At 68.6% G+C, this 14,586-nt stretch carries 10 protein-coding genes and 1 tRNA gene; 5 read left to right on the forward strand and 6 right to left on the reverse strand.

The genetic code is table 11. From position 1 onward, the window contains the following. The first annotated feature begins 74 nt into the window (after positions 1-74). Positions 75-851: a ComF family protein gene (locus D1643_RS06825; protein WP_160709915.1), complete on the forward strand. Its 777-nt coding sequence runs from the start codon at positions 75-77 to the stop codon at positions 849-851. 301 nt (positions 852-1,152) lie between these two features. Here the strand turns inward: D1643_RS06825 and D1643_RS06830 are convergent, their stop codons facing one another. Beyond that, positions 1,153-2,466 (reverse strand): glycosyltransferase family 2 protein, encoded by a 1,314-nt coding sequence (locus D1643_RS06830; protein ID WP_236643439.1) that lies wholly within the window; start codon positions 2,464-2,466, stop codon positions 1,153-1,155. Positions 2,467-2,785: 319 nt separating this feature from the next. Between D1643_RS06830 and D1643_RS06835 the strand changes: the two genes are divergently transcribed. The 4 genes from D1643_RS06835 to D1643_RS06850 all read left to right on the forward strand — a co-directional run bounded on the left by D1643_RS06835 (position 2,786) and on the right by D1643_RS06850 (position 7,077). Further along, positions 2,786-3,907, forward strand: coding sequence for a DMT family transporter (locus tag D1643_RS06835; RefSeq protein WP_160709916.1), 1,122 nt, complete (start codon positions 2,786-2,788; stop codon positions 3,905-3,907). 67 nt (positions 3,908-3,974) lie between these two features. Further along, positions 3,975-4,049 (forward strand) — tRNA-Thr (locus D1643_RS06840). Positions 4,050-4,219: 170 nt separating this feature from the next. Beyond that, entirely contained in the window at positions 4,220-5,869 is a 1,650-nt protein-coding gene (locus D1643_RS06845; RefSeq protein ID WP_160709917.1) for a putative DNA modification/repair radical SAM protein, read from the forward strand. Between the two features lie 323 nt (positions 5,870-6,192). Continuing rightward, on the forward strand, positions 6,193-7,077 hold the full coding sequence (locus tag D1643_RS06850) for a TIGR03915 family putative DNA repair protein (RefSeq protein ID WP_370520313.1): 885 nt from the start codon (positions 6,193-6,195) through the stop codon (positions 7,075-7,077). A gap of 1,658 nt (positions 7,078-8,735) precedes the next feature. Here the strand turns inward: D1643_RS06850 and D1643_RS06855 are convergent. The 5 genes from D1643_RS06855 to D1643_RS06875 all read right to left on the reverse strand — a co-directional run bounded on the left by D1643_RS06855 (position 8,736) and on the right by D1643_RS06875 (position 14,443). Then, positions 8,736-9,695 (reverse strand): 4Fe-4S cluster-binding domain-containing protein, encoded by a 960-nt coding sequence (locus D1643_RS06855; protein WP_160709919.1) that lies wholly within the window; start codon positions 9,693-9,695, stop codon positions 8,736-8,738. A gap of 378 nt (positions 9,696-10,073) precedes the next feature. After that, positions 10,074-11,030 carry an NAD(P)-binding domain-containing protein gene (locus D1643_RS06860; RefSeq protein WP_160709920.1) on the reverse strand — a complete coding sequence of 319 codons (957 nt, stop codon included), beginning with the start codon at positions 11,028-11,030 and terminating at the stop codon, positions 10,074-10,076. Positions 11,031-11,032: 2 nt separating this feature from the next. After that, positions 11,033-11,959, reverse strand: a complete 927-nt coding sequence (locus tag D1643_RS06865; protein WP_160709921.1) for a DegV family protein — start codon at positions 11,957-11,959, stop codon at positions 11,033-11,035. Positions 11,960-12,025: 66 nt separating this feature from the next. Beyond that, positions 12,026-12,931 carry a DegV family protein gene (locus tag D1643_RS06870; RefSeq protein WP_160709922.1) on the reverse strand — a complete coding sequence of 302 codons (906 nt, stop codon included), beginning with the start codon at positions 12,929-12,931 and terminating at the stop codon, positions 12,026-12,028. Positions 12,932-12,988: 57 nt separating this feature from the next. Further along, on the reverse strand, positions 12,989-14,443 hold the full coding sequence (locus tag D1643_RS06875) for a nicotinate phosphoribosyltransferase (RefSeq protein ID WP_160709923.1): 1,455 nt from the start codon (positions 14,441-14,443) through the stop codon (positions 12,989-12,991). Between the last annotated feature and the right edge of the window lie 143 nt (positions 14,444-14,586).

The following is a 14,586-nucleotide window of genomic DNA, read 5'->3' on the forward strand; positions in this document are numbered from 1 at the left end:
CGGAGGCGCCGTGCGCGCCCGCCCCGCCGCCTCATCGCAGACCGCCCGTCGCCGGGGGCGCCTAGGGTGGCGGCATGACCGCCTTCGCTCCCGCAGACCGCGCCGACGCGCGCCGCCCCTCCTCCCCCGAGCTGCCGGGCCGCGCCCTCGCGCGCCTCGTGCGAGACGCGGCAGTCGAGACGCTCTGGCCCACGCGCTGCGCCGTCTGCGACGCCCCGGGCCAGGTTCTCTGCGACCAGTGCGCCCGCGCGCTGCCCGCCATCGACTGGTGGGCCGCCTGCCCGCGGTGCGGGGCGCCCTGGGGCCGCCTCCAGTGCTGCGAGTGCAACCCGGTGACGCTCGGAGCCTCCGGACGTACGACGCTCCCCCTCGCCCAGGCGGCGAGCGCCGTCGCGCTTGACGAGGCGGCTCGCGCCGTGGTCGTCACCTACAAGGATCGCGGCGAGCGCCGTCTGGCAGACGTGATGGCCGGGCGCATGGCCGCCTGCGTTCCGCCAGCCTGGCTCGACGAGGCGCAGGCCGTGACCTTCGTGCCCGCCTCGGCTGCCGCCTGCCGTCGGCGCGGCTTCGACCACGGCGCGCTCCTGGCCGAGGGCGTCGCCCAAAGGCTCGGCCTTCCCTGCGCCCGCCTGCTCAGTCGTCCGCGCTCCGCCGACCAGCGCGGGCTCACCCGCGCGGCCCGCGGCGCCAACATGGCCGGCTCGCTCTCGGCGCTGCCCAAGGCGGTCGAGGGGCCTGTCATCGTGACTGATGACGTCTGCACCACCGGAGCCACGCTCTGCGCCGCGGCCGACGCCCTCATCGCCGCCGGCGCTCCCCGGGTCTATGCGCTCACCTTCGCCCGGGCCTGACCGCAGCCCTGCTCTCCGACAACCTCGAAAAAGAGGGATGGTGTCAGCAGATTCGAGCGGTTCTGCACCCATCTCGCGACGGAAACGGCCTCTCACCGCAGCGTTTTCCCTGATGACAAAACAAGGCTTACGGCAAAGGGGGCCCTTTCGCCGCTCTCACGAGTGCAAAACCGTCACTTTTTGCGCAAGCCGCACCCTTCTCCGAAGTTCGCCCCGAATACGAAAGCGGCCGGCCCCCGAGGGAGCCGGCCGCTGTTCCCGCTCTGGGTTCCAGTCGCCTCGCCTGGCGACGCCGCACGCCCTAGGCACGCTCGCGATCCGCCGCATCGGCGAACTCGCTCACGTCCACCGAGATGGAGTGGCGAATGGGCTTCCAGCTGGCCTTCTTCACCAAAGCGATGAGCGCGATGGGAATGTAGGTGAGCATGAACAGGGGGAAGGTGAACATGTAGCGAATCTTCTTCGCCGTGGTGGAGCGGATAGAGTCCCATTCCACGAACGTGGTCAGCACGCCGAAGACGAACATGAACATGAGGTAGTTGAACAGGCAGAAGAAGATGGATGAGAGCGAGCTGGCTACCGTCTGGCCCACCGACATGACGCCCGTGAGCGCGAGCACGATGATGATGCTGTTGAACAGGATGGCGATGATGGACAGCAGCATGCCCGGGGCGATGGTCATGAGCATGTCGTAGCAGGCGAAGCGATAGCCGCGCGGATTGACGGCGATACCGCGCACGAGGCTGCCGGCATAGTGCGCGAACACCTGGTAGAAGCCCTTGGCCCAGCGGAAGCGCTGATTCCACGAATCGCGGAAGGTGATGGGCTGCTCGTCGTAGAGGATGGCCGTGGGGCAGTAGGCGATGCGCGTGCCCGCGGCGATGGACGAGGCGGAGAACTCGATGTCCTCGGTGAGCAGGTGCCACTTCCAACCGCCCGCCTCCTCGAGGATGTCGGCGGCGATGAAGAAGCCCGTGCCCGACACCGCGCAGGAGGTGTTGAGGGTCAGGCGCGCTTGGTTGAGGAACTTCGCCTCGCGCAGGAACCACACGGCGTAGCCGGCGGAGATCCAGTTGGAGCCGTAGTTCTTCGAGTTGCGGTAGGAGGTGGAGGCCTTGGCGCCGGAATCGAAGGTGGCGTTCATCTCGCGGAAGTAGTTGACGTCGAGCACGTTGTCGGCATCGAAGACGAAGTAGGCCTCGTAGCCGCGCTCGCCGTACTGCTCGCGGATGGCCTTGAAGCCGTAGTCGAGGGCGTAGCCCTTCCCCACCAGCTTGTCGTTGCTGCGCGGGAAGACGATGGCGCCGGCCTCGCGGGCCACCTCGGCCGTGTCGTCGGTGCAGTTGTCGGCGATGACGAAGACGTCGATGAGCTCAGCCGGGTAGTTCTGCACCTTGATGGAGTGGATGAGGTCGGCGATGACCGCGCTCTCATTGCGGGCGGCCACCATGACGGCATAGCGGTGGTTGCGCTTGGCGACGTGGCGGGGCGCCTTGCGGGTGAGCACCACCAGCACATAGAACAGCTGGTAGGTGTAGCAGATGGTGAAGGTGATGAAGACGCAGAAGTTGAAGACCTCCACGAACGATACCTGCGACATCAGCGAATCAAACAAGGCTCGAGGCTCCTTAGACGACGCCGCGATCCCTCACGGCGCGGCCGCCCGGCCAATCGGGCGGTCGTCTGCTCTCGCGGCTACCCGCGCTTGCACAAACTTTTAGCAGTATAGCCACTTCAGAGGCGCCTTTGTTGCCTTTTCGCCCAAAGTGACGTTTTTGTACGAGAAGTGCGCGAACCTTGCCTGTTTCCCCAAAGGTTCTGCACAGAGGCTCCATATTAGCGAAGGCGACCGAACATGGGCAGGCTGTGGATTCACCTGAGGGAACGCGGGCAGGTGTTGCCCTTTCGGCGCGCGGCCCTTAGGCTTGCCACCTATGGCTGATTTCTCGACAGACTCCTCTCGCCTGGGGCCCCGCCGCACGGCGCGGCTCTACGGCGCGTTGCTGCTCCTGGCCGCCGCCATCTGGGGCCTGGGCACCGTCGTCATCAAAGGTACGGTGGGCGAGTTTCCCGCTCTGTGGCTCGTGGGCATCCGCTTCCTCTCGGCCGGGATCATCTTCTGCATCCTGTTCGCCCCGCGGCTCGCGCGCCTGGCGCGCGCGGGTCGCCTGGCCGACCACGGGCGCGCGGGACTGCTCCTCGGCGTGCTCATCGGCTGCGCCTACTTGCTCAACACCGGCGGCCTCACGGCCACCACCGCCGCGCGCAGCTCGTTTCTGACGGGAACCTACTGCGTGCTCGTGCCGTTCCAGGCGTGGCTCGTCATGCGGTGCCGGCCCTCGGCCTTCAACCTGGGCGCCGGCGTGCTGTGCCTGGCCGGCATCGCCCTCGTGTCCCTGCCGGCCGGCGACGGACTGTCCTTCGGCGTCGGCGAGGCGATGACCCTGGGCTCGGCCGTGTTCCTGGGTTTCCACGTGGTGGCCACGTCCCACTTAGCCGGCGGGCGCGATATGGTGGCCCTCACGGCCATCCAGTTCGTCGTGTGCGGCCTTCTGGGCCTGGCCGTCGGCGCGCTCGCGCAGCCGGCCCCCGCAGCGGCGCTGCTGGCCGACCCGTCAGTGCTCGGCAACCTCGCCTACCTGGTGCTGGCCGCAACCTGCGCGGCGCTGCTGCTGCAGAACCTGGGGCTTGTGCATGTGAGCCCCTCCTCAGGCGCGCTCCTGCTCAGCTTCGAGTCCGTATTCGGCGTGCTGTTCTCTGTGCTCCTGCTCGGCGAGGTGCTCACCGCGACCATGGTGGCGGGGTTCTCCCTCATATTCGCCGCCGTGCTCGTCAGCGAGTGGCTTCCGGACTCGGCGCTCGGCGCGCGCCTGCGCGCGAGGAGCGCGGACGCCAGCGACGCGGCGAGCCCCGAAGCCCCTGCCGCGGGGTCGGGCGCAGATACCGTGCTGGCCCGCGGCGCCCGCGTTCTTGGATCCGAAGCCCCCACCGCAGGGGCGGGTGTGGACACCCTCACCGCCGAGCTGAGCGCCGACGTCCTAGCCGAGGAGCGCTAGCCGCTCGGCGCGCTTCCCTATCCCCTGGCGTTGTCGTACAATACGCAGACGCGGTTCAACCGCCTTCGCCAGTGTGGCTCAACGGTAGAGCAACTGATTTGTAATCAGTGGGTTGCGGGTTCGATTCCTGTCACTGGCTCCACGCATCCCCGGCCAGAGCGCGTCTCTGGCCTTTTCTTTTCCGGCGATTCCCGGCCCCTGCCCATAGCTGACTCCTTCCAAGATTCTTGTTGACGGACGAATGTTTGTTCGATAGTATAGCAAACAGATATTCGTTAGCACAAGCGTACGCTATAAAGAGGAGGTCGAGCCGTGGACGTCGCTGAGAAGCTCGAGATACTGGCCGATGCGGCAAAGTACGATGTGGCCTGCACCTCCTCGGGTGCGAGCCGCAGCGCGCGCAAAGGGTCGCTCGGGTCGGTCAGCCAGGCCGGAATCTGCCACAGCTTCTCCGCCGATGGTCGCTGCATCACGCTGCTCAAGGTGCTCCTCACCAACGTCTGCGTCTGCGACTGCGCCTACTGCGTGAACCGCGTAAGCAACGAGGAGGTGCCTCGAACGGCCTTCCGGCCGCGCGAGCTGGCCGACCTCACCATCGGATTCTACCGACGCAACTACATCGAGGGACTGTTTCTCAGCTCCGGCGTCATCCGTAACGCCGATTTCACCACCGAGCTCATGATCCAGACACTTGAGATTCTGCGCTACGAGCATCGATTCCGCGGCTATATCCATGCCAAGGCAGTCCCCGGAACCTCGCCAGAGCTGCTTGACAGGCTGGGGCACCTGGCCGATCGCCTCTCAGTGAACCTCGAACTGCCCTCGGCTCAGAGCCTCAAGCGGCTTGCGCCAGACAAATCGCGCACGAGCATCCTCTCCCCCATGCGCCAGATCATGGCCTCCATGGCGGAGGACGCCGACACGCGCGCCCTCATGGGCAAGCGCACGACCTATCTCACGCCCGTGGCCCCCAAGCGAAAGACGCGCGCTTTCGCGCCTGCCGGCCAAAGCACCCAGATGATCATCGGCGCCTCACCGGAGAGCGATCATCACATCCTGAACCTGGCCGCATCCCTCTACCGCTCCGTCGGCATGCGACGCGTATTCTTCAGCGCCTACCTGCCCGTGAACGACGACGCGCGACTGCCCGCCACCGATGCCGTGCAGCTCAACCGCGAGCATCGGCTCTACCAGGCAGACTGGCTGCTGCGCTTCTACGGATTCGACGTCGACGAGGTCATCGAGGCACGCAACCCCTTCCTCGACCCGCTCGTCGACCCAAAGGCGAATTGGGCCCTCAATCACCTCGAGCAGTTCCCCATCGAGGTGAACACCGCCCCCTACGAGACGCTCCTGCGCGTACCGGGTATCGGCGTGCGTGGCGCCAAGCTCATCGTGCGCGCTCGCCGCCACGCCACCTTGCGGGAAGACACGCTTCGCAAGCTCGGCATCGCCTATAAGCGAGCGCGGCTGTTCATCACCTGCGACGGGCATTATGCCGGGCAAGGCGTTGACTTCACCCGCGAGGCGCTGCGCGCCCAGCTCGCCGCGCCCCCAGAGGGAGGACGACACGGCCGGCGCGCCGACAAGACCATCCCCGGCCAGCTGAGCCTCTTCGAATCGGTAGACACCCCCGAGAAGGCCGCCATTCGCGGCGAGGGGCCCAAAGCCGCCCTCGGCAAGGGGGCAGGGCGCACTGCGGAATCGAACTACTGGGACGCACGGAGGGCGAAAGCGTGCGAACGAGAGGCCCTCGGAAGCATGCCGGGCGGCACCATCGTCGGTGACGCAGCTCTCTCGCCATCCCCTTGCGGGAGCGGCCTGGCAGATACCCCGGGAGCGGGCGCTGAGAAACGCCTCCGCTCACGTGGAAGGAGAAGGGCTCCCGCCAGCCCCGACGCCCGGTCAGCGAGCGCCGGGGCAACGCCCTCAAAGCCCACCCCGGAGATGCTGTTCGCATGAGCACGAGAAGAAACACCCCCAGAACAGCCTTGCCTAGCAGCGTCGGGTGCCCCCACAGCGCGGCATCGCCTGACGGCACGACCCCGTCACCAAAGGCGCCCGACACTGCCGCTGTGAACGCGAAGAGCATGCTCGTCGATGCGACCCGTTTGGCGCTCGGGCTAAACGATAGGCCCGTCGATGCTAACGCAGGGGCAATGTCCCCCTACGCGAGAGAGGAAGCATCCGTCGAGAAGGAAGGCGCAGGTGGCACGAAAGGCGCGTCGCCCAACGTGCGAAGAGCGACTCCTAGCGCGAAAGGTTCAATCCCCGGCACAGGAGCCGTGGAGCTCTACGACGAGCTGGCGTATAAGTTTGACGGCAGCTTGGAGGGGCTGTTCTCCGCAGTATTCGCCTCCTATGCCCGGCATGAGGATCCCTCAGACATACTGTCGGGAGAAGCGGCGCAGGTGCGCCTGGGACAGCACGTCGTGGAGATAGACACGCACCCTGGTCACGCCGAGCGGGTGCGCACGGGCTTCCGCCAAGCCTGCGGGCCCAAGGCGCTCGCCTATGCGACACGCGCCGCGCTCTCCGACGAGGCAGGAGCCGCAACGGCCGTCTACCGCTACATTCGCCACGGAATGGATCTTAACGTCCAACGCTCCTGCACGCGCTGTCGTCGTCGATCCCGTTGCGCAGGAGCAGCTAACCCGACGGGACGCGTCGGAGGCACGCACTGCCCCCGCGTGCGAGGCGCCATGACCTCGGATCTCTCCCACCCCGCCGTGCAGCCGGTGTTCAAGCTGGCACGCACCGTGTTCGTCGAGCAGGAGCACCTGCTTCAGTTCACCCGCTTCGAGCACCTTGAAGGAGGCCTGTGGTTCGCACGGTGCAATCCCAAGGCGAACGCCCTCCCCCTCGTCATGGATCACTTCGCCGGGCGCTTCAACACGCAGCCCTTCCTTATCTATGACGAGGCGCACCACCTTGCCGGCGTCTATGAGGGAAGGGGCTGGTCGCTCGTGCGCACCGAGGGCCTTCCCGAGCCCATGCTCCCCGACCGCGCCGCCGACGAGGCGACCATGCAGCATGCCTGGAGACGCTTCTACCGCGCCGTCTCCGTCGAGTCGCGCTACAACCCGGAACTGCGCCAACGCCTCATGCCCAAGCGCTTCTGGAGAAACCTCACCGAGATGCAAGAGGAGCTCCCCGCCCTTGCTCGCTAGCCCCAAAGCCCCGCCACTGCGGCAAGGCCGCGTCAGCGGAGCCCCGTCCTGCACGCGCAGCCCACCAGGCTCGGCGACTCAGCACGACGCCCCGCCGAGAACGCAACGCTCCAAGCGATGCAGGGCCTCAGGTCGCGCTGCGGCCACCTGACGGGGACGCTGCCGACGCTGCACCCGCACGCGACGTCCCCGGATGTCGAACCCGCAAGTGATACCCCGACGAGGGGTACCGAACCCGACGCGATAGGCCCGGCTGCCGGGCCGTGCGCAATACCCTCGCACCGAACGCCGGACCGCGCGGTACCCTCCCCCAGGAAGGCAGGGGCGCCGAATCATGCGTACCCTCAGGCGTCGATTCCACACGCGATGCCCTCCGGACGCCGGATCGCGCGAAACCCTCCGGGAGGCGCGAACCCGACGCGATAGGCCCATCCCTGCGCGCCGCCCACGGCGACACCCCGTCGCACGACGACACCCCGAGCGACGCCGTCCCCGCAAAGCGGCTCCCCGAGCGAGGCCGTCCTCCGCAAAGCGACGCCCCTAAGCGACGCTGTCCCCGCAAAGCGGCGCCCCGATCGACGCTGCCCCCCCCCAGAGCGACCCCAGCAAGCGACGCTGTCCACGCAGAGCGGCACCCCGATCGACGCCCCCCAGAGCGACCCCGCCGAGCATCGCGACCCGTCCGCGCCACACCTCCGGCACCGCACACTGCGTGCCGCGCATAACGGCACCCCTTGGGCGCGACGCGTCCGTCTGCTGCGTCGCGCCCGTCTATCCGTCACGCCGTCCTCAACGGCCCTCGCCCATGCGGCCCGCTTCACGCGCATACCGGGACACCCCGGAGCATCCCGCACAAGACAGGGGCCTCGGGAAGCCCGCAGCACGCTCTGCTCTCGGCATCGCACGAGCGTAACGAGAGACGCGGCAGAAGACGCCCCTTCGCTAGACACGTTGCGGCAAACGAATGTTTCACGTGAAACATCGCAACGCCGCCAAACGAGAGCCGGCAGCACAGGCACGCGAACAGACGCAAGGACAGAAAACAAGACCCGAGGCCTCGGACAACAGCAGAAGCAGCGAAAACGCAGCAGGAGAGCGCGATCTCAGAGAACACGTAGGCAAACACCAGGCCAAACAGCGCGTGCGAAGCACCGCACGGCGTCATAGGCAATCCCACGACTGCGGACGCAGCGCAGCAATCGCAAGACGCAGACCCATGCAGTAGGCGCGCCCGGGGAGAGGGAGGAGCTCGGAACGGGTTCCGGCGCAGCAGTCGCGCCCTTACTAGGGCCCCAAGCCGACCTTCCCTCCAAAACAGCAAGCACACCCAGGGAGGAGAAGGGGCTCGGAGCGACTCCCGGCGCAGCAGGCGCGCCCAATAGAGGCGAACCCTGAAACACCCCCCTGCAGCAGGCGATCCCTATTGGAACGCAAAAGCAATCTCATGCACAGCAAGCACGTCCCGACGGAGGAGCTCCCGGTTCGGCGGCGCCGGCAACGGGGCTACAAGGCGCCTCGCCCGCTGTACGCCCTTCGAAGACGGCGCCCCGCGGACGAGGCCGAGACTCGGGGCGGCGAGCGAAAAGCCCCCCATACACCCCTGCCCGACAACCCTCTACCTCACAAAGTTACCTAAGTCTAACAAAGGAGAAAGTCAGCTACAGGCCCGTGAGGTCGAAGGCAGGGATGAAGCTCTCCGCGGCGGCAGGGCCGTCTTGCCAGTAGTAGTCTTCGACGCCCAGCTCATCCGCGTAGTCGAGGAGGGTCTCGTAGTCCTCGGGCGGGACGGTGCGCCCGAGCTCGGGACAGCGGTCGAGGATGCGACGGGCGCCATCGTCGCCAGATGCGGCGGCAGTGGCCAGCACCGGCGTGTACTGGCTCATGAGCGAGAGGCGCACGGCGTCCCCGTAGCGCTCGTGGACAAGGCGCACGACAGCCTTCGAGTCCTCCAGGCAGCCCGGCAGCAGGAGGTGGCGCACGATGACGCCGCCGACAAGACGCTCCTGGCCATGGCATTCGTCGAAGGCGAGCGAACCGACCGCCTCCACCATGGCATCGAGGGCCGCGAGGGCGACTGCGGGATAGTCGGGAGCCTGGGAGTAACGCGCGCCGAGGGCAGCATCGGCGTACTTGAGATCAGCCAGGTAGACGTCAACCGTGCCGCGGTTGGCGGCCACGGCCTGGGGCGTCTCGTATCCGCTCGTGTTCCAGACGACGGGCAGCGCCAAGCCCTCCGCCCGCGCGCGCGACACGGCCGCGCGAACCTGAGGCGCGTAGTGGGTTGCCGTCACCAGGTTCACGTTGAGCGCCCCCTGCGCCTCAAGGTCGCGGAAGAGCCCAGCCAGGCGTTCGACGCTCACCGGCGCACCGGCCTCGCCCCGCGCGATAGGGCCGTTCTGGCAGTAGGAGCAGCCGAGCGGGCAGTGGGAGAAGAAGACCGTCCCCGAGCCGTCCTCGCCCGAGAGCGGCGGCTCCTCCCAGAAGTGGAGGGCCGCTCGGGCCACGAGCACCTCATCGGCAGCGCCGCACACGCCCCGCTCCCCCGCCGCGCGGTTCGCGCCGCAGCGTCGCGGGCAAAGCTCGCACGACGTAGGAAGAAGAACGGCATCAGATGACATAAGGCTCCTCACCAACCGCGGGCGGCCCGCCCGCGCACGACCCCCCCCCGCCAACCCGATCGCATCGGAGCACGCCACAGGCGGTCGGCCCCGCATCCCGCAGCGTCACAGGCACGCGGGCCGCACCCGCATCCCGCCCCCTCGATGCCAAGCGTCTTGCGCCGCGCGCAGGCACCTGCGACACCCGGCATCGCGCACGTCCCGCCAGCGACGCAGGACGCGGGGCCGCGCCCGCACTGCCCGGCTCCCCCACCAAAACGACGCGTAAAAGCGCCGCGCGCCCCCAGCGCCAGGCGCACGATCCCCGCGCCCCGCGCCCCGCGGCACGCCGGCGCAGGCGGCCCCCACGCCGCCGCCATGGCCGAAGGCTCCCCCGGCCTAGTTCGACGTGTAGTCGAAGCCGTCCTCCCAGTTCTCGGGCCACTCATCGTCGGCGGCGACGGCATCCCAGCCGTCATCCTCGCCCGCTGCCTGGCCGTAGGCCTGCTCGGCGCGCGTCCAATCCAGCCCGTGCTCGGCGCAGGCGGACTCCTCGCCGTAGACGAGCGCGAGCGTCGCGGGCGCCTTGTCGGCGCCGCCGATGACGGCCAGCAGCTCGAGCAGGTGGATGGCGGCCTCGGCCTGGGGCAGGATGAGCTCGGCGTCATCAGCGGCCATGAGCGCGGCGGAGAGCTCGGCCATGAGCATCTCCACCGTGTAGGCGCCCTCGAAGCGACCCGCGTCCACAGCCTCGATCACAGCGACGCCGGCGGCGGAGAGCGCGCCAGGACGCATATCGCCCAGGCCTGACCCAGCCGGCGAGCGGCGCACCGCGCGGTAGAGCGCGTCGGCCTCCACCGCGGCCACCACCTGGGCAGCCACCTGCATGGTGAACGCCGCGCGCGCAAGCTGGGCGGCGCCGGGAGTGCCCACCTCGTGCACGGTGCCGCAGAGCGCCTCGAGCAGCGGGGCTGCCCGATTCAGCGCATCGCCCTCGCCGGCGGCGAAGCAGCTCAGGTTCTCCCGCGCAAAGGAGTCGGCGCGCGCGAGGTCGTCCACCACGAGCGGCGCCTCCACCATCACCAGATCGCTCACCGTGGCCACGGCGTTGAGCTCCCGGGCGAAGCCCGGCGTGGTGGCGCTCAGATCCACGAGCAGCGTACCCGGCGCGAGCAACTGCACGAAGCCGCCGTCGCCGAAGTAGAGGTCCTCTAGCTCGCGCTGGGTCGTGCTGAACGTAAGCACGACCTCGGCCGCCGCCACGTCCTCCACCGGCGCGTAGCCGGCCTCGGCCAGGCGCTCGGCCACGGCTTCGATCAGGCGCTCGCTGCCGCGAAAGGCGTATCCCGTCGTCATGGCTAGTTGCCTCCCTTCACCTTGCGGGCGATGCGGTCGGCCACGGAAAGCTCCTCGCGCTTATCGCCGCCCCAGAACACCACGGCCACCATTCCCGGCCCCACATGGCTGCCGATGACCGGGCCGATGTTGCACTCCAGCACGAGGGCGGAGTCGTTCTCCTTCATGAGCAGGTCCTTCAGGCGCGTCGCGTCCTTGGGCGCGTCCGCATGCCCGATGACCACGCACTGGGCCGACCCCGCCGGCGCGACGTGCTTCGCGTAGAAGTCGACGAGCGCGCGGATACCCTTCTTGCGGCCACGTGCCACGCCCGACAGCGAAAGCGTCCCATCAGCGCTGATGACGAGCAGCGGCTTCACGTCGAGCGCGGCGCCCGCCACGGCCACCGAGGCGGGGATGCGCCCGCCGCGCCGCAGCGCGTCCAGGTCATCCACCATGAACTCCTCGTTCACGAAGTAACGCGCCTCCTCGGCCCAGCGCACCATCTCCTCGGCGGTGAGGCCCTTCTCGCGCTGCTGGAGCGCCTCGTAGACGAGAAGCCCCTCGGCGACGGAGGCCAGGTGGGTGTCGACCACATAGAGCTCGGCCTCGGGATGGGCGGCGGCCACCTGGTCGCGCACGAGCACCGCCGCGTCGTAGCTGCCGGACAGCCCGCTCGAGAAGCAGAGGTACACCGTGGGGACGCCCGAGGCCGCCGCGGCCTCGAACGCCGCGGTGAGCGCCGGAATGGACACCTGGGAGGTAGAGGGCTCGGCGCCCTCTCGCATGGCCGTGTAGAACTCCTCGACGGTGCGCGAGCGGAACAGGTCGTCCTCGAAGGTCTCCCCATCCATGATGTAGGGGAATCCGAGCAGGTAGACGCCCTCGCGATCGACCAGCTCGAAGGGCAGGTCGCAGCACGAGTCGATGATCAGGTTGCACTGGGGCATAGGGGAGCTCTCCTCTTTCTTCTCAGAACGTATCGCAGAAGGCGGCCGGGGGCACGCCCGGCGGGGCTATAAGACCAGCTCGCGCTCGGCTGCGGCGCCGCCGGTGATCTTGCCCACGATCTCGCTCATGCACTCGTAGACGATGCCGACGGCCGGGCCCACGTGCACGCCGATGACCGGGCTCACGGGCAGCACGTCCACCGCGCGCCCGACCAGAGGCTCGATGGCCTCGCGCGCCCACTGGACCGCCGGGGCCTTGTCGCCGATGTAGTGCACGACGATGCGCTTGAGCCCATGGGCCTCGACGTCCTCGCGCAGCGTGTCGACGATACGGGCGAGCGCCTTCTTGCGGGTGCGCACCTTGGCGAGCGTGGCGGTCGTGCCGTCGGTGACGGTGAGCACGGGCACGATCTGGATGAGGTTGCCGAGCAGCGCCGCCGCCCCGCCGATGCGCCCGCCCGCCTTGAGGAAGGTGAGCGACTCGGGCGTGAACAGAAAGCGCGTGGACTCGATGCCGCGATGCACCGCCGCCGCGCAGGCAGCCAGGTCATCCCCGGCATCGCGGGCGTCCGCGGCGTCGAAGACAGGCCACGCCTCGTCATAGCCGCAGGAGGTCGAGTCGATGAGGATGCAGCGGAAGTCCAGGTTGCGAGCCTTCACCGCCCGGGCAGCGCGCACGGCGCCCTCGAAGGTACCCGACAGCCCCGTGGAGATGAACACGCCGAGCACCTCATCGCCGGCGAGCGCCGCCTCTTCGAAGAGCTCCTCGAGCACCGCCTGGGAGGGCTGGCTCGACGTGGGGATGTCGTCGACCATGGCGTGGATGTCGGCGTAGAACGCGTCAAGGTCCATGGTGGCGTCCGCGTACTCGGTGCCCGCGCGGTTGACGTAGAGGGTGACCACCTCCACGCCACGTCCCGCGGCCACGTCCGCCGGGATGGAGGAAACCGAGTCTGTGATGATCCTGATCATGACCGTCCTTTCGGGCGCTGCGCCCGCCCGGGCGCGTTTCCGGTTTCGCCGATTATGCTACATGATGCCGCGCAGCGACGCCACGAGCTCGCGACGGCGCTCAAACAATCCGTATTCGAGGCCCACGGGGTACGTGTGCGGGTTGAGCATGCGCTTCTGGGTCTCATCGAGGGTGGCCAGCCCCTCCCGCGCACGCTCGCGCGCCGCCATGGCCGAGCGGTCCTCGGGCGCGAGCACGGCCCTGCCGCCGCGAGCAAGCGGCGTGAGCAGCGTCTCATAGCGCTTGCCGGCCAGCCGCTTCTGGCGCAAGTCGTCCACCGGGTCCACGATCACCTCGCGTCCGTCGACGGGCCGCGTCACATCGAACACCATGTCGCCGGCGATGCGGCCGTCGTCGTGGTAGTAGCGGCGCACGTCGAGCACGCCCGGCGTGGTGAGCTTGGCGGCCGACTCGGATATCTTGAGGCGGTTCGTCCACGCCTCCTGGCCCGGCTCGCGCACGGCGGCCAGCTTGTAGACGCCGCCGAGCGTAGGCTGATCGAAGGCGCAGGCGAGCTTGGTTCCCACGCCCCAGGAGGTGACGGGCGCCCCCTCGTCGAGGATGGACTTGATGGTGTGCTCATCCAGATCGTTGGACAGCACGATGCCGCAGTCGTCGAGCCCCGCCTCGTCGAGCATGCGCCGCGCCATCTTGGCGAGCCATGACAGGTCGCCCGAGTCGATGCGGATGCCCGCCAGCCGCTCGCCGCGCTCGCGCATCTCAAGCCCCACAGTGATGGCGTTGCGCACGCCCTGCTCCACGTCGTAGGAGTCCACCAGAAGCACGCAGTTGCGCGGGAAGATGCGGGCGTACTCGCGGAAGGCGGTCAGCTCGTCGTCGAAGGACATCACCCAGGAGTGCGCGTGGGTGCCCGACACGGGAATGTCGAAGAGGCGCCCGGCCAGCACGTCAGAGGTGGAGGCGCACCCGCCCACCACCGCGGCGCGGCTCGCCCACACCCCGCCCAGGCCCTGGGCGCGGCGCAGGCCGAACTCGGCTACGGGCGCGTCCCCGGCGGCCAGGCAGACGCGCGCCGCCTTGGTGGCTATGAGCGTCTGGAAGTTCACGCAGTTGAGCAGCGCCGTCTCGAGCAGCTGGCACTCCATGATGGGACCGGTGACCCGCACGAGCGGCTCATGGGGAAACACGATGGTGCCCTCGCGCACCGCATCGATGTCGCAGGTCAGGCGGAAGTCAGCCAGGTAGCCGAGGAAGCCCTCGTCAAAGAGCGGGCCGCCGCCGGGCGCCGTGAGCCCGGCCAGGTAGGCCACGTCCTCGTCGCTGAAGCGATAGCCCTCCACCATCTCGGCCAGCTGGGCCATGCCGCAGGCCACCGCGTAGCCGCCCTTGAACGGGTAGTCGCGGAAGTACATGGAGAAGCAGGCCTCCTCGCGGCCCTTTCCCGCATCCCAGTAGCCCTGGGCCATGGTGATCTGGTAGAGATCGGTCAAGAGCGCGTAGTCAACGTTCACTCCGCGCCCCCCTTCGCTCCCTCGGCACCGGAGCGGTGGCTGCGGCGCCGGCGACGGCGCGACGGGTCGCCCTCAGCCGGGCGCTGGGCGGCGTCGCGCTCGGGACGCGGGGCGCGCTCGCCGCGCAGGCCCGAGGAGCGCTG

Source organism: Enterorhabdus sp. P55, from assembly GCF_009911695.1.
GTDB lineage: Bacteria > Actinomycetota > Coriobacteriia > Coriobacteriales > Eggerthellaceae > Enterorhabdus.

Excerpts from the sequence above, each read along its gene's own strand:
- D1643_RS06865 (WP_160709921.1), bottom strand. The coding sequence starts at position 11,959 with ATGCCCCAGTGCAACCTGATCATCGACTCGTGCTGCGACCTGCCCTTC.
- D1643_RS06860 (WP_160709920.1), bottom strand. The coding sequence starts at position 11,030 with ATGACGACGGGATACGCCTTTCGCGGCAGCGAGCGCCTGATCGAAGCC.
- D1643_RS06870 (WP_160709922.1), bottom strand. The coding sequence starts at position 12,931 with ATGATCAGGATCATCACAGACTCGGTTTCCTCCATCCCGGCGGACGTG.
- D1643_RS06855 (WP_160709919.1), bottom strand. The coding sequence starts at position 9,695 with ATGTCATCTGATGCCGTTCTTCTTCCTACGTCGTGCGAGCTTTGCCCG.
- D1643_RS06825 (WP_160709915.1), top strand. The coding sequence starts at position 75 with ATGACCGCCTTCGCTCCCGCAGACCGCGCCGACGCGCGCCGCCCCTCC.
- D1643_RS06835 (WP_160709916.1), top strand. The coding sequence starts at position 2,786 with ATGGCTGATTTCTCGACAGACTCCTCTCGCCTGGGGCCCCGCCGCACG.